The organism is Stenotrophomonas sp. RS-48 (assembly GCF_030053245.1).
Taxonomy (GTDB): domain Bacteria; phylum Pseudomonadota; class Gammaproteobacteria; order Xanthomonadales; family Xanthomonadaceae; genus Stenotrophomonas; species Stenotrophomonas maltophilia_P.
This window is the reverse complement of record NZ_JASGBV010000023.1, coordinates 1-19259: the sequence shown is the minus strand read 5'-3', so window position 1 is coordinate 19259 and position 19259 is coordinate 1. Positions and strand designations below refer to the sequence as shown.

Genomic DNA, 19259 nt, shown 5'->3' with positions numbered 1-19259 from the left:
GCGGCGCGCCGCGCGGTCCGCGCTGCGCCTGCCTACAGTCCTTCCGCGCGCAGCCAGCGCCACAAGGTGGTGCGTGACACGCCGAGCACCTGGGCCATGCCTTCGCGGTCATTGCGGTGTTCCTGCAGCAGCGCCTGCAGCTGGGCCCGTGCCGGGCGCCTGCCATTGCTTTCCAGCCGCAGGGACGGGGTGCTTTCGCGCGCCAGTTCCGGCGCCAGCTGCAGCAGGCGCCCAGCGTCGATCATCCCGTCTGCCGGCTGCCAGTGGATGCGCAGGCGGTCGACCAGATTGCGCAGCTCTCTCACATTGCCCGGCCAGTCGGCGGCACCCAGCACTGCCATCGCGTCCTGGTCCAGGGGGGCGTCGATACCGCGCAGCTGGCGGAAGAAGTGCCGGGTCAGCAGCGGGATGTCAGCGCGCCGGGCACGCAGCGGGGGCAGTGCGATGCGCAGTGCCGCCAGCCGGTAGTAGAGGTCGCGCCTGAAGCTGCCGGCAGCTGCGCGATGCTCCAGCGACTGCAGCGTCGCGGCCACCACCCGCAGGTCCACGGGTGTTGGTTCGGTGGCGCCGACGCGCAGCACTTCACGTTCTTCCAGCACGCGCAGCAGGCGGGTCTGCAGCGGCAAGGGCAGCTCGCCGATCTCGTCAAGGAACAGTGTGCCGCCATCGGCCGCTTCGACCAGGCCGACCCGGCCGCCACGACGTGCGCCCGTGAAGGCGCCATCGCTGTAGCCGAACAGTTCGGCTTCCAGCAGCGATTCGCTGATCGCGCCGCAGTTCAGCGCGACGAAACGACCGCGCCGGCCGCTGGCGGCGTGCAGTTGCCGTGCCACCAGTTCCTTGCCGGTACCGGTCTCGCCGGTGACCAGCACGGTGCTGTCGTGCGGTGCATAGAGCGCGATCTGTGCGCGCACCTGCGCCATCGCCTCGCTGTCGCCGAGCAGCGCGTATGCATCGCCGCGCGGGGCGGCACTGCGCCGCATGGTGGGGCGTGGACCCACCGAGCGTGCCAGGGTCTGGGTCAGTTCCAGCGCATGCTCGAAGGCCTGCCGTACCGAGTCGGCCGAATACAGCAGCACGCCCGGCAGCCCGGCCTGCTCGGCATGGTCGATGGCCATCCCGGTGCCGACGATCACTTCGATGCCGTTGGCACGCAGATCGGCGATGCAGTCGCGCGCATCTTCGCGGGTGACGAAGCGGCGGTGCTCGATATCCAGGCCGAAGCTCTGCTGGAAGCCGCTGAACACCGGCACGTCGCTGGCATGGGTGACCAGGCCGATGCGTGCGGCGATGCGGCGCGCGCGCGCCAGAGCCTCCATCAGGTCGAAGCCGTTGGCCTGGATCGGCACCAGCGGCAGGTCGAGCCGACTGCGCAGCCAGGCCGCGTTCGAGCCACCGGCAATCACCACGTCGCAGTGCTCGCGGCGCAGGCGTTGGCCGATCACCTCCACTGCCTCTTCGAAGCCGAGGTTGATCTGCTCGATGCGCGAGCGGCGGTCGAACTCGGGAATGACGTCACCCAGCAGGCCGGTCAGCCGCGAAACGCTGACCGTCCAGATCACCGGGCGACCGGGGTCGGCATCGGCATGGCGCAGGGGCGAGCGGGGCAGGTACATGGGGCGGACACCGGCACGGGAGTGTTTCATGATACATCTGTTTCAATGTTTCATATGTTTCATGGCTGTCAGCCGGTCATGCCTTTGAAATCAATCGCTTGCAGCTTGGCATGGTGCTTGCGCCTGCCCACTTGTTCCTCAACATGGATTGCCGCATGACCGCTTCCGCCCCTTCTTCCGCCGGTGCCCGCTTCCGCGAGGCTCTGGCCGCCGAATCGCCGCTGCAGGTGATCGGTGCGATCAACGCCAACCACGCCCTGCTGGCCAAGCGCGCCGGCTTCCGCGCCATCTACCTGTCCGGCGGTGGTGTTGCCGCAGGCTCGCTGGGCCTGCCGGACCTGGGCATCAACACCCTGGAAGACGTGCTGGTGGACGTGCGCCGCATCACCGACGTCTGCGACCTGCCGCTGATGGTGGACATCGATACCGGCTTCGGACCCAGCGCGTTCAACATCGCGCGCACCGTGAAGTCGCTGATCAAGGCCGGCGCGGCCGCCTGCCACATCGAGGACCAGGTGGGCGCCAAGCGCTGTGGTCACCGTCCCGGCAAGGAGATCGTTTCGCAGGGTGAGATGGTCGACCGCGTGAAGGCCGCCGCTGATGCAAAGACCGATCCGGATTTCTTCCTGATCGCACGCACCGATGCCATCCAGGTGGACGGCGTGGACAAGGCCATCGAGCGCGCCATCGCCTGTGTCGAAGCGGGCGCTGATGGCATCTTCGCCGAGGCTGCCTACGATCTGGACACCTACCGCCGCTTCGTCGATGCGGTGAAGGTGCCGGTGCTGGCCAACATCACCGAATTCGGTGCGACGCCGCTGTTCAGCCGCGACGAGCTGGCCTCGGCCGGGGTCGCCATCCAGCTGTTCCCGCTGTCGGCGTTCCGCGCGGCGAACAAGGCGGCGGAGAACGTCTACCAGGCGGTGCGCCGCGACGGTCACCAGCGCAGCGTGGTCGACGCCATGCAGACCCGCGAAGAACTGTACGACCGCATCGGCTACCACGCGTTCGAGCAGCAGCTCGACGCACTGTTCGCCGCCAAGAAATAAGCAGTACCCTGCACCATCAAGTTTTCGGAGGGAAACATGAACGATACGACCGCAACCCCGACCTTCAAGCCGAAGAAATCCGTCGCCCTGTCCGGCACTGCCGCCGGCAACACCGCGCTGTGCAGCGTCGGTCGCAGCGGCAATGACCTGCACTACCGTGGCTACGACATCCTGGATCTGGCCAACACCAGCGAATTCGAGGAAATCGCGTACCTGCTGGTGCACGGCAAGCTGCCGACCCGCGCCGAGCTGGTTTCGTACAAGGCCAAGCTGAAGTCGCTGCGTGGCATCCCGGCCGCGGTGAAAGCCGCGCTGGAAGAACTGCCGCCGTCGGCACACCCGATGGACGTGATGCGCACTGGCGTGTCGGTGCTCGGCTGCGTGGCGCCGGAAAAGGATGACCACAACCATCCGGGTGCACGCGACATCGCCGACAAGCTGATGGCCTGCCTCGGCTCGATGCTGCTGTACTGGTACCACTGGAGCCACAACGGCCGCGCCATCGACGTGGAGACCGATGACGATTCCATCGGTGGCCACTTCCTGCACCTGCTGCACGGCGAGAAGCCACAGGATTCGTGGGTGAAGGCGATGCACACCTCGCTGATCCTGTACGCAGAGCATGAGTTCAATGCGTCCACCTTCACCTGCCGTGTCATCGCCGGTACCGGCAGCGACATGTACAGTGCGATCTGTGGTGGCATCGGCGCGCTGCGCGGCCCCAAGCACGGCGGCGCCAACGAAGTGGCCTTCGAGGTGCAGAAGCGCTACGACAGCCCGGATGAGGCCGAAGAGGACATCAAGGCCCGCGTCGAGCGCAAGGAAGTGGTGATCGGCTTCGGCCACCCGGTGTACACCGTGTCCGACCCGCGCAACAAGGTGATCAAGGACGTCGCCCGTGAGCTGTCCGAAGAGCAGTCGAGCATGAAGATGTACGACATCGCCGAGCGCCTGGAGACGGTTATGTGGGACATCAAGAAAATGTTCCCGAACCTGGACTGGTTCAGCGCCGTCAGCTACCACATGATGGGCGTGCCGACCGCGATGTTCACCCCGCTGTTCGTCATCGCCCGCACCGCCGGCTGGAGCGCGCACATCGTCGAGCAGCGCATCGACGGCAAGATCATCCGTCCGAGCGCGAACTACATCGGCCCGGAAGATCGCGAGTTCGTGGCCATCGACAAGCGCGCCTGACCGCCGCGTGATCCATCCATCCGGTCGGCCCAGTGCCGGCCGGATGCCTTCATTGCCGCTCGCCGGCATCCGGCCCGCCCCAAGCATTCCGCCAGCCCATGAATACCGATTACCGCAAGACCCTCCCCGGCACCCCGCTGGACTACTTCGATGCGCGCGCTGCGGTCGATGCGATCCAGCCCGGCGCCTACGCCACGCTGCCGTATGTCTCGCGCGTGCTGGCCGAGAACCTGGTACGGCGTTGCGATCCGGCGATGCTCACCGCCTCGCTGACGCAGCTGATCGAACGTCGCCGCGACCTGGATTTTCCCTGGTTCCCGGCGCGCGTGGTGTGCCATGACATTCTCGGCCAGACCGCGCTGGTGGATCTCGCCGGCCTGCGCGATGCGATCGCCGACAAGGGCGGCGATCCGGCCAAGGTCAACCCGGTGGTGCCGGTACAGCTGATCGTTGATCACTCGCTGGCGGTGGAGTGCGGTGGTTTCGATCCGCAGGCATTCGAGAAGAACCGCGCCATCGAGGATCGCCGCAACGAGGATCGCTTCCATTTCATCGACTGGACCAAGCGGGCGTTCCAGAACGTGGATGTGATTCCGCCGGGCAACGGCATCATGCACCAGATCAACCTGGAGAAGATGTCGCCGGTGATCTACGTGCAGGACGGCGTGGCCTTCCCGGATACCTGCGTGGGCACCGACAGCCATACCCCGCACGTCGATGCGCTGGGCGTGATCGCCATCGGTGTCGGCGGCCTGGAGGCCGAGAACGTGATGCTCGGCCGCGCGTCGTGGATGCGCCTGCCCGACATCATCGGCGTGGAACTGACCGGTCGGCCACAGCCAGGGATCACCGCCACCGACGTGGTGCTGGCCCTGACCGAGTTCCTGCGCAAGGAACGCGTGGTGGGCGCCTGGCTTGAATTCTTCGGCGAGGGTGCGGCCGCGCTGACCATCGGTGACCGTGCCACCATCTCCAACATGTGCCCGGAATACGGCGCGACCGCGGCGATGTTCTACATCGACGGGCAGACCATCGATTACCTGCGCCTGACCGGCCGCGAGGAATCGCAGGTGGCGCTGGTGGAGAACTACGCACGCAGCACCGGTCTGTGGGCCGATGCGCTGGCCACGGCGCAGTACGAGCGCGTGCTGCGCTTCGACCTGTCCGGCGTGGTCCGCAACATGGCGGGCCCGAGCAATCCGCATCGCCGCCTGCCGGTGGCCGAGCTGGCCGAGCGCGGCATCGCCGACGCAGCCAAGCTCGATGCCGGCAAGGCCGAGCAGCTGCGGGGCCTGATGCCTGATGGCGCGGTGATCATCGCCGCCATTACCAGCTGCACCAACACCTCCAACCCGCGCAACGTGATCGCCGCCGGCCTGCTGGCGCGCAAGGCCAACGAGCGCGGCCTGCTGCGCAAGCCGTGGGTCAAGTCGTCGCTGGCCCCGGGTTCAAAAGCGGTGCAGCTGTATCTGGAAGAGGCCGGCCTGCTGCCGGAGCTGGAAAAGCTCGGCTTCGGCATCGTCGCGTTCGCCTGCACCACGTGCAACGGCATGAGCGGTGCGCTGGATCCGGCGATCCAGCAGGAAATCATCGACCGCGACCTGTATGCCACCGCCGTGCTGTCGGGCAACCGCAACTTCGATGGCCGCATCCATCCTTACGCAAAGCAGGCCTTCCTGGCATCGCCGCCGCTGGTGATCGCCTATGCCATTGCCGGCACCATGCGCTTCGACATCGAGAAGGACGTGCTTGGCGTGGATGCCGACGGCAACGAGGTGCGCCTGAAGGACATCTGGCCGAGCGATGCCGAGATCGATGCAGTGGTGAAGGCGGCGGTGAAGCCCGAGCAGTTCCGCAGCGTCTACAACCCGATGTTCAACGTGCGCGTGGAGCAGGGGGCGGCGGTCAGTCCGCTGTATGACTGGCGCCCGCAGAGCACCTACATCCGCCGCCCGCCGTACTGGGAGGGGGCGCTGGCCGGTGAACGCACGCTGGCGGGCATGCGCGCGCTGGCGGTGCTGCCGGACAACATCACCACCGACCACCTGTCGCCGTCCAACGCAATCCTGGCCTCCAGTGCCGCCGGCGAATACCTGGCGAAGATGGGCCTGCCGGAAGAGGACTTCAATTCCTACGCAACCCACCGCGGCGACCACCTGACCGCGCAGCGCGCCACCTTCGCCAACCCGAAACTGTTCAACGAGATGGTGCGCAACGACGACGGCAGCGTGAAGCAGGGCTCGCTGGCGCGGGTGGAGCCGGAGGGCAAGGTGATGCGCATGTGGGAGGCGATCGAGACCTACATGGAGCGCAAGCAGCCGCTGATCATCATCGCCGGTGCCGACTACGGCCAGGGCAGCTCGCGTGACTGGGCGGCGAAGGGCGTGCGCCTGGCCGGCGTGGAAGCGATCGCGGCGGAAGGCTTCGAGCGCATCCACCGCACCAACCTGATCGGCATGGGCGTGCTGCCGCTGGAATTCAAGCCGGGCACCACCCGGCTGACCCTGGGCATCGACGGTACCGAGACCTTCGACGTGGTGGGCGAGCGCACGCCGCGCGCCGACCTGACCCTGGTCATCCACCGCCGCGATGGGCAGGACATCATCGTGCCGGTCACCTGTCGCCTGGACAGCGACGAGGAAGTGGCGATCTACGAAGCGGGCGGTGTACTGCAGCGCTTCGCCCAGGATTTCCTCGAAGGTGCCCGGGTGGCATGAGACAACCGACGGCCCGGCAACGGGCCGTCTTTCATTGCAAGGAACCGTTCCATGAGCTTTCTTCCGCAACTCCGCATTGCCGCCACCTACATGCGCGGTGGCACCAGCAAGGGCGTGTTCTTCCGCCTGCAGGACCTGCCCGCAGCCGCACAGGTGCCGGGCCCGGCACGTGATGCGCTGCTGATGCGCGTGATCGGGTCGCCCGATCCCTATGGCAAGCACACCGATGGCATGGGCGGGGCCACGTCCAGCACCAGCAAGTGCGTGATCATCTCCAGTGCGTCCGTGCCCGATCACGATGTGGACTATCTGTACGGCCAGGTTTCGATCGACACCGCGTTCGTCGACTGGAGCGGCAACTGTGGCAACCTCAGCACTGCGGTGGGTCCGTTCGCCATCGCCAACGGCCTGATCGATCCGGCCCGGGTGCCGCGCGACGGCCTGTGCACCGTGCGCATCTGGCAAGCCAACATCGGCAAGACCATCATCGCCCACGTGCCGATGCGCAATGGCGAGGTGCAGGAGATCGGTGATTTCGAGCTGGATGGCGTGACCTTCCCGGCCGCCGAGATCCAGCTTGAGTTCATAGATCCCTCCGATGATGGCGACGCGGGCGCGATGTTCCCGACCGGCAACCTGGTCGATACCCTGGATGTGCCGGGCGTGGGCAGTTTCGAGGTGACGATGATCACCGCCGGCATCCCGACCATCTTCCTCAATGCGGCCGATCTGGGCTACAGCGGTACCGAGCTGCAGCCGGCGATCAACGACGACAAGGCTGCCCTGCAGAAGTTCGAGAGCATCCGTGCACACGGTGCGCTGCGCATGGGCCTGATCTCGACGCTGGAAGAGGCGGCGACCCGCCAGCACACGCCGAAAGTGGCGTTCGTGGCACCGGCACAGGACTATGTATCGTCCAGCGGCAAGGCAATCCCGGCATCGGCCATCGATCTGCATGCGCGTGCGCTGTCGATGGGCAAGCTGCATCACGCGATGATGGGCACTGCCGCCGTGGCGATCGGTACCGCTGCTGCGATTCCGGGCACGCTGGTCAACCGTGCCGCCGGCGGTGGCCAGCGCGAGGCGGTGACCTTCGGGCATCCGTCCGGCACGCTGCGCGTGGGCGCCCAGGCCGGTCTCGTTGACGGCCAGTGGACAGTGACCAAGGCCATCATGAGCCGCAGCGCCCGTGTATTGATGGAAGGCAGCGTGCGGGTACCGGCCGACACCTTGTAACGCGGGACCATGGCGGTAGCGCCGGGCCATGCCCGGCGAGCGCGGCAGGGCCCGCCCATGAACCGCCGGGCGTGGTCCGGCGTCAGCGGAGAACAGACGATGTCCGACAGCCACACCCCGTCCAACGAACGTGCCGCGTGGGATGCGCTGCTGGAGGACATCGTCGATTACGTGCGCGACGTGCGCATCGACTCGCCACTGGCATTCCAGACCGCGCATTACTGCCTGCTGGATACCCTCGGTTGCGGCCTGGAAGCGCTGTCCTTCCCGGCCTGCAGCAAGCTGCTCGGGCCCCTGGTGCCGGGCATCAGCGTGACCAACGGCGCGCGCGTGCCGGGAACGCACTACGTGCTGGATCCGGTGCAGGCGGCGTTCAATATCGGCGCGATGGTGCGCTGGCTCGACTTCAACGACACTTGGCTGGCCGCCGAGTGGGGTCATCCGTCGGATAATCTCGGCGGCATCCTGGCCGTCTGCGATTGGCTGGGGCGCAATGCCGCGGCCCTGCGTCGTCCACCGCCGACCGTGCACGATGTGCTGGTGGCGATGATCAAGGCGCACGAGATCCAGGGCGTGCTGGCTCTGGAGAATTCCTTCAACCGGGTCGGGCTGGACCACGTGGTGCTGGTGAAGGTCGCCACCACCGCCGTGGTCGCCCGCCTGCTTGGGCTGGATCGCGAGCGCATGCTCAATGCGCTGTCGCTGGCCTGGGTCGATGGCCAGGCGCTGCGGACCTACCGGCATGCGCCCAACACCGGTTCGCGCAAGAGCTGGGCCGCCGGCGATGCCACCAGTCGCGGCGTGCGCCTGGCGCTGATGGCGGCCAGCGGCGAGATGGGGTATCCCAGCGTGTTGAGCGCTCCCACCTGGGGCTTCGAAGCGGTCTCCATGCATGGTCAGGCGGTGACGCTGGGGCGGCCGCTGGGCAGCTACGTGATGGAGAACGTGCTGTTCAAGATCAGTTTTCCCGCCGAGTTCCACGGCCAGACCGCGGTGGAGGCCGCGGTCGCGCTGCACGCGCAGCTGCGGGCAGGCGGGCGCAGCGTCGATGACATCGCGCATATCGCCATCCGCACGCAGGAGGCCTGCATCCGCATCATCGACAAGCGCGGCCCGCTGCACAATCCGGCCGACCGCGACCACTGCGTGCAGTACATGGTCGCCATCGCGCTGCTGCATGGGCGGCTGGTGGCTGAGGACTACGAGGACGATGTTGCTGCTGACCCCCGCATCGATGCGCTGCGCGCGCGAATGACCTGCCACGAAGACCCGCAGCTCAGCGCGGATTACCTGGACCCGGACAAGCGCAGCATCGCCAACGGCCTGACCGTCCGCTTCAACGACGGCAGCGAACTGCCGGAGGTCCTGGTCGAGTACCCGCTCGGCCACGCCCGGCGACGCGACGAGGGCATGCCCCTGTTGATGGACAAGTTCCGGCGGCATCTGGCCCATCGGTTCCCTACCACCCAGCAGCAGCGCATCCTGGCGGCCTCGCTGGACCCGGTGGCGCTGGCGGCCATGCCGGTGACCGACTACGTGGATCTGTACCGGCCGGGGTAGGGCGCGCCTTGGTAGGTACCAACCTTGGTTGGCACGGGCCCAACGCCAACCAAGGTTGGCCGCTACCGGGACCGCCGGGCATGGCCCGGCGTTACCGTTCCGATGTGTTCCTGCCGGATCCGCGCCAACACCTTGACGCGGCGCGCCTATAATGGCCGCCTCGATCAAGGAGTGACGACATGAGCGGTCCGGCACGGCGCAAGCGGTGGGGATGGGCGGCGGCGGTACTGGCAGGAGGCCTGTTGCTGGGTCTGGCCGGTTGCCGCAACGACAGCGGGCAGCTACCCAAGGCCAGTGGCGAGGCCATTGCCACCCAGGCCGAGCAGGTGAAGGATTTCACCCTGCTGCGCGCCTACCCGGACCAGAAGAATGACGGCCTGTCGCTGGCGCTGGAGTTCTCGCGCCCGCTGGTCGGCACGCAGGATTTCGACACGCTGGTGCGCTTCGAGGAGAAGGTCGGCACCGACGACAGCAGCTGGACCCTGTCCGATGACGGACTGACCCTGCGCTATCCGTTCGTCGAAGCCGGCAAGGAGTTCAGCCTGGTGGTATCGCCGGACCTGCTGGCCGCCGATGGCAGCCGGCTGGGCAAGGAGCTGAAACAGAAGGTGTTCAGTGGCGAATTGAAGCCGGTGGCCGGCTTCGCCTCGCAGGGCAGCGTGCTGCCGGCCAAGGACAGCCGCGGCCTGCCGGTTGTCTCCGTGAATGTTCCCGAGGTCGACGTCGAATTCCTGCGCGTGCGCGAGAAGGATCTGCCGACCTTCTTCAGCCAGTACCAGCGCGGCGGCCGTCGTGGCAGCTGGGAACTGAGCAGCGACTACGAGCGCAGCCCGATCAATGCGTTGGCCGAGCCGGTCTACGTCAACCGCTTCATCCTCGGCGGCAAGCAGAACGAGCGGGTGCTGACCTACCTGCCAACCCAGGACATCAAGGAGCTGCAGGAGCCGGGCCTGTACTTCGCACTGCTCAAGCGCACGGGCGATTACGAGGGCGAGTTCGACACCGCGTTCTTCTCGGTCAGCGACATCGGCCTGCACACGCGCGCCTACAAGGACAAGCTGTTCGTCCACACCGCCGGACTGAAGGACGGAGCACCGCTGAAGAACGTCGAGCTGCGCGTGCTCGACGGCAAAGGCGAGGTGGTGCTCAAGGGCAGTACCGATGGCAACGGCAATGCGCTGCTGAACTACACGCTCGACGCCACCCACGTGCTGGTGGCCAGCAGTGGTCGCGACACCAGCTTCCTGCCCTTCAACCAGCCGGCCCTGGACCTGAGCGAGTTTGCCGTTGCCGGCCGTGACAATGCCTGGTTCGATGTCTACGCATGGTCCGGCCGCGACCTCTATCGGCCGGGCGAGACCGTGCGCCTGTCCGCGCTGCTGCGCGACAATGATGGCAAGCCGGTCAAGTCGCAGCCGGTGTTCCTGCGCCTGAAGCAGCCCGACGGCAAGACCTTCCGCGAGACCCGCCTGCAGCCGGGCGAGCAGGGCTACATCGCCTTCGAGCAGGTCATCCCGGCCGAGGCGCCGACAGGACGCTGGCAGGTGGAGTTCCGTACCGATCCGGCCAGCAAGGAAGCGATCCAGGGCATGACCCTGCGCATCGAAGAGTTCCTGCCCGAACGGATGAAGCTGGACCTGGACAGCCCGCAGAAGACGCTCAAGCCGGGCGAAGATCTTCGTCTGCAGGCCGATGGCGCGTATCTGTACGGCGCGCCGGCTGACGGCAACCGCTTCACCGCGCGCCTGGCCGTGGCAGCCGAACAGCAGCCGGTCGAGGGATTGCCGGGCTACTTCTTCGGCGACCCGACCCTGCAGCTGCCGCGCGAGGCCAAGGACGTGATCGACACGACGCTGCCGGCCAACGGCCAGCTGCGCGAGGACGTGACGCTGCCGGAAGAAGCGGCCAAGGCCAAGGCGCCGATCGCGGTGGTGCTGTCCGGCAGCCTGTACGAGACCGGTGGGCGGACCGTGACCCGCACCCTGAAGCGGGTGATGTGGCCGGCCAATGCACTGGTCGGCGTGCGTCCGCTGTTCAACCCCGACGATGGTGCCGACTCCAACAGCAACGCACGCTTCGAACTGGTGCGCGTGGACGCCGCCGGCCGGCCGCAGCCGGCCAAGGGCCTGAAGATCACCCTGGTGCGCGAGCTGCGTGACTATCACTGGACCTTCAACGACAACCGCTGGGACTACGATTTCACCCGTCGGTTCGAGAACAGGGAAACCCGCACGGTCGATGCCGGCAGCAGCGCGGTGGCGTTCGATGTCCCGGTCGAGTGGGGCGAGTACCGGGTGGACGTGTTCGATCCGGGCACCGGCCTGACCAGCCGCTATCCGTTCCGTGCCGGCTGGAGCTGGGGCGATGACAATCGCGGTCTCGATGCGCGCCCGGACAAGGTCAAGCTGGGCCTGGACAAGACCGGCTACAAGGCGGGCGACACCCTGCAGGTGACGGTGACGCCGCCGCATGCCGGCAAGGGCATCCTGATGGTCGAGACCGATCGCATGCTGTACGTGCAGGACATCGACGCCAAACCCGGTGCCACCTTCAACATCCCGGTCACCGCTGACTGGGAGCGCCACGATGTCTACATCACCGCGCTGGTGTTCCGGGGCGGCAGTGCGCCGAGCAAGATCACCCCGGCGCGCGCTGTCGGCGTGGTGCACGTACCGATGGACCGCAGGGGCCGCACCGTGGCCGTCGGCCTGGTGGCGCCGAAGCAGATGCGCCCGGAACAGGATCTGCCGGTGACGGTCAGCGCACCGCAGCTGGCCGGCAAGGCCGCGCACGTCACCGTGTCGGCGGTGGATGTGGGCATCCTCAACATCACCCGTTTCCCCGTGCCCGATGCCGGCGCGCACTTCTTCGCCCAGCGCCGCCTCGGCATCGATGCCTATGACATCTACAGCCGGGTGATCGAGAGCTTCGACGGCGGCGCCGGCAAGCTGAAGTTCGGCGGTGACATGGCGCTGCAGTCCCTGCCTCAGGCCAAGCGGCCGACCGCGCGCGTGCAGACCGTGGATCTGTTCTCCGGCCCGGTCAAGCTTGATGCCAAGGGCAATGCCCGCATCCGCCTCAAGGTGCCGGACTTCAACGGCACACTGCGCGTGTCGGCGTTGGTGTACAGCGATGACCAGTACGGCAAGCGCGACGTGGAAACGGTGGTGCGTGCACCGATCCTGGCCGAGGCCAGCATGCCGCGCGTGCTCGCCCCGGGCGACCGCAGCACCGTGACGCTGGATGTGCAGAACTTCACCGGCAAGCCGGGCCAGTTCAACGTGCGCGTGGACAGCGAGGGACCGCTGGCCCTGGGCGAGGGCAGCCGCAGCGTGCAGCTCAACGCCGATGCGAAGACCACGCTGAGCTTCCCGCTGTCGGCACGCGAAGGCCACAGCGTGGCGAAGGTGCGGGTGCGTGTGGAAGGCAATGGCTTCAAGGCCGACCGCCGCTACGACCTGCCGGTGCGTGCGGCATGGCCGCAGGTGCTGCGCTCGCAGGTACGCACGCTCGACCCGCTGGCGGCGGTCAGCCTCGACAGCGGTCTGGCCGATGGCCTGATGTCCGAGTCGGTCAATGCGCGCCTGCTGGTCAGCCCGCTGCCCCCGATTCCGTTTGCCAGTGCTCTGCAGGGCGCGCTGAATTACCCGTATGGCTGCGCCGAGCAGACCACCAGCAAGGGCTACGCTGCGCTGATCCTGGATCAGGCCACGTCGTCGATGCTCGGCGCAGACGGCCTGGATGCCAAGACCCGCCGCGAACGCATGGAGGGCGCGTTCGGCCGCCTGGCGTCGATGCAGGTGGCCAACGGCAACTTCTCGATGTGGGGCGACGATGGTTATGTGAACCCGTGGCTGACCCCGTACATCGCCGAGTTCCTGCTTGATGCCCGGGATGCCGGCTTCGCCGTACCGGACAACGTGCTGCAGAAGGCACTGAACCGTCTCAGCGAGGATCTGCTGTCCGGTGGCAACCCGTTCTACGGGCAGGACGAGCGCGAGAAGCTGAAGTTCGCCAACCAGGCGTATTCCGGCTACGTGCTGGCCCGGGTCAACCGTGCGCCGCTGGGTACGCTGCGCACGCTGTACGACAACGAGCGCAGCAAGGCGGTTGGCGGCCTGTCGCTGGTCCACCTGGGTGTGGCGCTGTCGCTGCAGGGCGACGCCAAGCGAGGCCAGGCCGCGTTGGAAGCTGCCTTCGCCAAGTCCAGCAGCGAGCGCCCGTCGTACTTCGGCGACTACGGCAGCGCGATCCGTGATGATGCGCTGATGATCGCGCTGACCCACGAGAACAAGCTGGCGAAGTCGGCATGGGATGCGCGTGCGGTTGATCTCGGCCGCGGCCTGGATGCGCGCCGCAACGCCGGCTGGATGTGGCTGAGCACGCAGGAGCAGGTCGCCATTGCCCGCCTCGGCAAGGCGCTGGCGGCCAACCAGAAGGCACTGGTGGCCGGCGAGCTGGTGATCGGTGGCAACAGTGAATCGATCAGCGAGCGCAAGCTGTTCGGCCGCACCTTCAGCGCCAGCGAACTGGCCAGCGGAGTGCGCTTCACTCCGCAGGGCCAGCCCCCGATGTTCGCCAGCATCGATGTGGCGGGCATCCCGCGCAGTGCGCCCGCGCCGGACAACAGTGTGATCGGTGTCGAGCGCAGCTACTTCGGTACCGACGGCAAGCCGTGGTCGCCGCGCCCGCTGAAGGAAGGCGAAGCGCTGATCGTGCGGGTCACCGTCAGTGCCGACACCACCATGCCGGATGCGCTGCTGACCGATCTGCTGCCGGCCGGCCTGGAGATCGAGAACTTCAACCTGGGCGATGCGAAGCAGTGGGCGGACGTGGTCGTCGATGGCATCACCATCAGCGACCGCGGTGACGCGGCCGATACCAAGCATGAGGAGTTCCGCGACGACCGCTACGTGGCAGCGCTCAAGCTCTCGCGCGGCGGAAAGGCCAATGTGTTCTACCTGGTGCGTGCGGTGACCCCGGGCACCTACTCGGTGCCGCCGCCGCTGGTGGAAGACATGTACCGGCCGCAGCTGCGTGGCGTCGGCCGCAGCAACCCGACCACGATCACGGTGGTGCAGCCGTGACCGCGCGGACGGGCCGCGACGGCGCGGCCCGTCCTGCTGGCAACCTGCAATGAAGAACGCGATGACGACCCGGCGGGCGGACCTGCGCCGCCGGCTGCGGCCGCTGTGGCCGTGGCTGCGCTGGGGAACAGCGGGTCTGCTGACGCTGCTGCTGGTACTGGACGTCGTTTTCCCGCCGCCACTGCCGAAGCAGCGCGACACCAGCACCCTGGTGGTGGCTGCCGACGGCACGCCACTGCGTGCGTTCGCCGATGCCGAGGGCGTGTGGCGCTATCCGGCCTCGATCGACAGCGTCTCGCCGTTGTACCTGCAGGCGTTGTTGACCTACGAGGACCGCTGGTTCTGGCGCCATCCGGGCATCAACCCGCTGGCGATCCTGCGTGCCAGCGGCCAGCTGCTGCGCGGCGGCCGCATCGTTTCCGGTGGCTCGACCCTGACCATGCAGGTGGCACGCATCCTCGACCCGCATTCGCGTACCCCGTGGGGCAAGCTCAAGCAGGTGCTGCGGGCCCTGCAGCTGGAAGTGCATCTTTCCAAGCGGGAGATCCTGGCCCTGTATCTGGAGCGTGCGCCCTACGGCGGCACCATCGAGGGCGTGGAGGCTGCCAGCTGGGCCTACCTGGGCAAGCCGGCCGCGCAGCTGTCACATGCCGAGGCCGCGTTGCTGGCGGTGCTGCCACAGGCACCCAGCCGCCTGCGCCCGGACCGCCATCCGGAAGCGGCGCAGAAGGCACGTGACAAGGTGCTGGCACGCATGGCCGAACGGGGGGCGTGGACACCGGATGAGGTGGAGGATGCACGCATCGAGAACGTGGTGGCGCGGTCGCTGCGACCGCCACTGCATGCGGCATTGCTGGCGCAGCGGCTGCATGCGGCACACCCCGGCCAGGCGCGCATCCGGAGCAGCATCGACATCGGCCTGCAGCGCACACTGGAAGAGCGCGTGGCCAGCTATTTCTCGAGCCTGCCGGAGCGGACGTCGGCGGCATTGCTGGTGGTCGACAACCAGACCCTGCAGGCGCGCGCCTACGTGGGAACGCTGTCCTTCGGCGACCGCCAGCGCCTGGGCCACGTCGACATGGTTCAGGCCTGGCGCTCGCCGGGTTCGACCCTCAAGCCGTTCCTGTACGCGATGGCGCTGGATGACGGCCTGATCCACTCGGAGAGCCTGCTGGTGGACGCGCCGCAGAGCTTCGGCAGCTACCGCCCGGGCAACTTCGACATGGCGTTCAATGGACCGATCGGCGCCTCCAGTGCGTTGCGTCTGTCGCTCAACGTACCCTCGGTGGACCTGCTGCAGCGGGTCGGCGCCGCGCGCTTTGCCGCGCGCCTGTCACACGCCGGCATCCAGCTGCGGTTTCCCGCGGGCAGCCCCCCCAATCTCTCGCTGATACTCGGTGGCACCGGCGCGAGGCTGGAAGATCTGGTCGGGGCATTCGCCGCACTGAACCGCAACGGTATCGCCGGCCGCGTGCGCTACACCGATGACGAGCCGATGATCGAGCGGCGGCTGGCGTCGCCGGGGGCGAGCTGGATCGTACGCGAGATGCTGGAGTCGAACCCGCGTCCGGGGTATGGCGTGGGCACCTTCGATGTGGGAGGGCGCCCCCGCGTTGCCTGGAAGACCGGGACCAGTTACGGCTACCGCGATGCCTGGGCCATCGGCAGCACGCGGCATTACACCGTGGGCGTATGGGTGGGGCGGCCCGACGGCACGCCCCTGCCGGGCCAGTACGGCGCGGTCACCGCGCTGCCGCTGATGTTCGAGGTGGTCGACAGTCTGCCGCGCCAGCGTGGCGATTCGGCGGCGGCACCGATGCCGGCCAGCGTCAGCCAGGGCGACATCTGCTGGCCGACCGGTGAACGCGCCGAAGGATTGCCGCCGGCCGTGTGCCAGCGGCGGATGCCGGCGTACCTGCTCGACGGCGCCGTACCGCTCACGTTCCCCGAGCGCGAAGCCCGGCGTTGGCAACCGGGCCGTCAGCGCTACCTGGCAGATGCACGCACCGGTCTACGCGTCTCGGCCGATTGTCGTCTGCCTCATGAGGAGGTGGCGCGCGAAATCGCCCGTTGGCCGGCGCTGCTGTCGCCGTGGCTGCCGAAGGCGACCCGGGAGCTGTCGCAGCTGCCGGCGCTGTCACCGGACTGCCGCGACGATGGCCGTGAGGCCAGCGTGGCGCTGCACGTGGACGGTCTGAATGACGGGGCCACGCTGGCGCGCGCGCCCAATGCCGAACACGGCGTGCGCCTGCAGCTGCGCGCGCTGGGCAGCGAGCAGGCAGTGGACTGGCTGCTGGATGGCCGCTGGATCGCACAGACCCGGGGATCTCAGCTGATGCAGCGCGAGTTCGCCGAACCGGGTAGCCATACGCTGACCGCGCTGGCTGCCGATGGCGCGTGGACGCAGGTGCGTTTCAACGTCCTCCGGTAGGTGCCGGCCCACGGCCGGCACGCGATATCCGATACGCGCAGCGCTATTCCCCGATCCACCCGTCCAGCAGGTCGGCGAACTCATCGGCGTGCTCTTCTTCCTGCGCCAGGATCTCCTCGAGGATGCGCTTGGTGGTCGTGTCGCGATCACCGATGAAGTCGATCATCTCGCGGTAGCTGTCGATGGCGATGCGTTCGGCGACCAGATTCTCGCGGACCATGTCACGCAGGTCGCTGCCCTCCTTGTACTCGGCATGCGAACGCGCGCTCAGCGTGTCCGGATTGAGGTCCGGCTCGCCGCCGAGCTGGACGATGCGTTCGGCCAGCTTGCCAGCATGCGCCTGTTCCTGCTGCGCATGCTCAAGGAACTCGGCCTTGACCGCATCGGCCAGCATCCCCTTGGCGGTGAAGTAATGCCGGTAGTAGCGCAGCACGCAGACATACTCGGTGGCGAGGGCGTCGTTGAGCAGCTTGATCACGGCCTTGCGGTCGGCACTGTAGCTTTCGGTGATCGCGCCATCTTCAAGATTGCGCCGCGCGCGTTCGCGCAGGACCTTGCGGTCGCTGATGCCGGGAAGCGGGTGGGCAGACGTGGTGGCGTTGGCTGGCGTATTGGACATGGCTGGCCGTTTCCTCTTGCGGTGGAAGATCAGGTGGGCAGGTGCTCCAGCACGTACTCGGCCGAGGACACTTCGAACTGCCCGGGCTGCTCGATCCAGGCCGCGCGGACGACGCCGTCGTCCACGTACAGGGCAAACCGGCGCGAGCGGATGCCCATGCCCGAAGCACTGGCATCCAGTTCCAGGCCCAGCGCGCGGGTCAGTTCGGCATTGCCGTCGGACAGCATCAGCAGGCCCTCGGGTACGTGCTGGTCAGCGGCCCAGGCCTTCATCACGAACGGATCGTTGACCGCCATGCAGTAGACCTCGATGCCGCGCTGGCGGAACGCCTCGAACTTCTCGACGAAGCCGGGCAGGTGGCGGGCCGAGCAAGTGGGGGTGAAGGCGCCGGGCACGGCGAACAGCACCACTTTGCGGGCGTCGAACAGCGAGTGCGTATCGAGCGTCTCGATGCCCTCGCGGATGCGCTTGAGGGTCACTTCCGGAATGCGGTCGCCGACATGGATGGTCATGATGGACTCCTTGCTGGGGCAGGCTAGTTGGCGGGATGGGACAGGGGCGTCAAGACATTGGAAACCCCGCGTGCAGGCCCCATCTTCAGGGGGCACGCGCCAGGGTTCCAGCCACAGCGTGGCGCAGGCCGATGGCAGGCGCATTGCGCAGGATCAGTCGGCCTCACCGGGGCCGCACGAGGGGCGGCGTAGCATCGCCGGCGCGTAGAATGAACCCGGGGCGGCGCCACCGGCGCGGCCGAAGCGAATCGAGGTAGCTGGATGGAATTCAAGGATTACTACGCCACCCTGGGGGTGGAACCGAGTGCGGGTGATGCGGAGATCAAGACCGCATACCGCCGGCTGGCACGCAAGTACCACCCGGACGTCAGCAAGGAGGCCGGGGCCGAAGACAGGTTCAAGGCGGTCAATGAAGCCTATGAGGCGCTGCGCGATCCGGAAAAGCGCGCGGCCTATGACCAGCTGCGCGCGCAGGGCTACCGGCCGGGCGAGGAATTCAATGTGCCGCCGAACTACGGTGGCGGTGGCTTCAATTTCGAGGAAGTGTTCGGCGGTGGTGGCCCCAATGGCGGCTTCAGCGACTTCTTCGAGAGCCTGTTCGCCCGCCAGCGCGGTGGCCAGGGACCGGGCCCGGGATTCAGCAGCCAGGGGCATGCACCCAACCGCGATACCCGCGCCAAGCTGTCGGTGCCGCTGGAGGCCGCCTACAACGGCGACAGCCTGCGCATCACCGTCAACGGCAGGCAGCTGGATGTGCGCGTGCCCAAGGGCATCCGTCCCGGCCAGGTGATCCGTCTGGCGGGGCAGGGCAACCACGGTGGCAACCTGCTGCTGGAGGTGGAGTACGCCGCACACCCGCAGTTCGAGGTCGATGGCCGCAACATCCTGTATTCGCTGCAGGTCACGCCCTGGCAGGCAGCGCTGGGCACCAGCATCAGCGTGCCCACGCTGGGCGGCGCGGTGGAGCTGAAGATTCCGGCCGATTCCGAAGCCGGTCGCAAGCTTCGCCTGCGCGGCCGCGGCCTGCCGGGCAATCCCGACGGCGATCAGATCGTCGAGCTGGAGATCATTGCCCCGGCCGCCACCGACGAAGCGCAGAAGAAGGCATACCGCAACCTGGCCAAGGCCTTCGGCGAATCAATCTGACGCCCTGGGCAGGGCCCTCGGTGAATCAACCCAGGGGTAGCGCCGGGCCATGCCCGGCGGCTCCTGACCCGCTGCGCTCGCCGGGCATGGCC

Annotated in this window: 11 protein-coding genes; 8 read left to right on the top strand and 3 right to left on the bottom strand. The window is 67.5% G+C overall.

What is annotated here, in order from left to right; all coding sequences use genetic code 11:
* Positions 1–32: 32 nt before the first annotated feature.
* A complete protein-coding gene (gene prpR / locus QMZ25_RS05650) occupies positions 33–1616 on the bottom strand; it encodes a propionate catabolism operon regulatory protein PrpR (protein ID WP_283219252.1) in 1584 nt (527 codons plus the stop codon).
* Positions 1617–1771: 155 nt separating this feature from the next.
* Here prpR and prpB point away from each other — a divergent pair, with 155 nt between their 5' ends.
* From prpB to pbpC, 7 genes are all read left to right on the top strand, one after another.
* Entirely contained in the window at positions 1772–2665 is an 894-nt protein-coding gene (gene prpB, locus QMZ25_RS05645) for a methylisocitrate lyase (protein ID WP_053518670.1), read from the top strand.
* A 36-nt stretch (positions 2666–2701) separates the two neighbouring features.
* Positions 2702–3859, top strand: a complete 1158-nt coding sequence (gene prpC, locus QMZ25_RS05640; RefSeq protein WP_053518648.1) for a 2-methylcitrate synthase — start codon at positions 2702–2704, stop codon at positions 3857–3859.
* A gap of 98 nt (positions 3860–3957) precedes the next feature.
* Positions 3958–6576, top strand: coding sequence for a Fe/S-dependent 2-methylisocitrate dehydratase AcnD (acnD, locus tag QMZ25_RS05635; RefSeq protein ID WP_283219246.1), 2619 nt, complete (start codon positions 3958–3960; stop codon positions 6574–6576).
* A gap of 51 nt (positions 6577–6627) precedes the next feature.
* Positions 6628–7812, top strand: coding sequence for a 2-methylaconitate cis-trans isomerase PrpF (gene prpF / locus QMZ25_RS05630; RefSeq protein WP_053518644.1), 1185 nt, complete (start codon positions 6628–6630; stop codon positions 7810–7812).
* Between the two features lie 99 nt (positions 7813–7911).
* Positions 7912–9372 carry a bifunctional 2-methylcitrate dehydratase/aconitate hydratase gene (locus tag QMZ25_RS05625; protein WP_193396762.1) on the top strand — a complete coding sequence of 487 codons (1461 nt, stop codon included), beginning with the start codon at positions 7912–7914 and terminating at the stop codon, positions 9370–9372.
* A gap of 179 nt (positions 9373–9551) precedes the next feature.
* A complete protein-coding gene (locus QMZ25_RS05620) occupies positions 9552–14459 on the top strand; it encodes an alpha-2-macroglobulin (RefSeq protein ID WP_283219245.1) in 4908 nt (1635 codons plus the stop codon).
* A gap of 49 nt (positions 14460–14508) precedes the next feature.
* Positions 14509–16890: a penicillin-binding protein 1C gene (pbpC, locus tag QMZ25_RS05615; protein ID WP_262100861.1), complete on the top strand. Its 2382-nt coding sequence runs from the start codon at positions 14509–14511 to the stop codon at positions 16888–16890.
* Positions 16891–16933: 43 nt separating this feature from the next.
* Here pbpC and QMZ25_RS05610 read toward each other — a convergent pair whose 3' ends face one another.
* Both QMZ25_RS05610 and QMZ25_RS05605 read right to left on the bottom strand, forming a co-directional pair.
* Positions 16934–17509 carry a ferritin-like domain-containing protein gene (locus QMZ25_RS05610; RefSeq protein WP_053518636.1) on the bottom strand — a complete coding sequence of 192 codons (576 nt, stop codon included), beginning with the start codon at positions 17507–17509 and terminating at the stop codon, positions 16934–16936.
* A 29-nt stretch (positions 17510–17538) separates the two neighbouring features.
* Positions 17539–18021 (bottom strand): peroxiredoxin, encoded by a 483-nt coding sequence (locus QMZ25_RS05605; protein WP_065182640.1) that lies wholly within the window; start codon positions 18019–18021, stop codon positions 17539–17541.
* Positions 18022–18282: 261 nt separating this feature from the next.
* Between QMZ25_RS05605 and QMZ25_RS05600 the strand changes: the two genes are divergently transcribed.
* Positions 18283–19167, top strand: a complete 885-nt coding sequence (locus tag QMZ25_RS05600; RefSeq protein WP_053518631.1) for a DnaJ C-terminal domain-containing protein — start codon at positions 18283–18285, stop codon at positions 19165–19167.
* The last annotated feature ends 92 nt before the right edge of the window (positions 19168–19259 follow it).

What these genes read in the sequence shown, in the direction of transcription:
- prpR (WP_283219252.1), bottom strand. Translation starts at nt 1,616, where the DNA reads ATGTACCTGCCCCGCTCGCCCCTGCGCCATGCCGATGCCGACCCCGGT.
- prpB (WP_053518670.1), top strand. Translation starts at nt 1,772, where the DNA reads ATGACCGCTTCCGCCCCTTCTTCCGCCGGTGCCCGCTTCCGCGAGGCT.
- prpC (WP_053518648.1), top strand. Translation starts at nt 2,702, where the DNA reads ATGAACGATACGACCGCAACCCCGACCTTCAAGCCGAAGAAATCCGTC.
- acnD (WP_283219246.1), top strand. Translation starts at nt 3,958, where the DNA reads ATGAATACCGATTACCGCAAGACCCTCCCCGGCACCCCGCTGGACTAC.
- prpF (WP_053518644.1), top strand. Translation starts at nt 6,628, where the DNA reads ATGAGCTTTCTTCCGCAACTCCGCATTGCCGCCACCTACATGCGCGGT.
- QMZ25_RS05625 (WP_193396762.1), top strand. Translation starts at nt 7,912, where the DNA reads ATGTCCGACAGCCACACCCCGTCCAACGAACGTGCCGCGTGGGATGCG.
- QMZ25_RS05620 (WP_283219245.1), top strand. Translation starts at nt 9,552, where the DNA reads ATGAGCGGTCCGGCACGGCGCAAGCGGTGGGGATGGGCGGCGGCGGTA.
- pbpC (WP_262100861.1), top strand. Translation starts at nt 14,509, where the DNA reads ATGAAGAACGCGATGACGACCCGGCGGGCGGACCTGCGCCGCCGGCTG.
- QMZ25_RS05610 (WP_053518636.1), bottom strand. Translation starts at nt 17,509, where the DNA reads ATGTCCAATACGCCAGCCAACGCCACCACGTCTGCCCACCCGCTTCCC.
- QMZ25_RS05605 (WP_065182640.1), bottom strand. Translation starts at nt 18,021, where the DNA reads ATGACCATCCATGTCGGCGACCGCATTCCGGAAGTGACCCTCAAGCGC.
- QMZ25_RS05600 (WP_053518631.1), top strand. Translation starts at nt 18,283, where the DNA reads ATGGAATTCAAGGATTACTACGCCACCCTGGGGGTGGAACCGAGTGCG.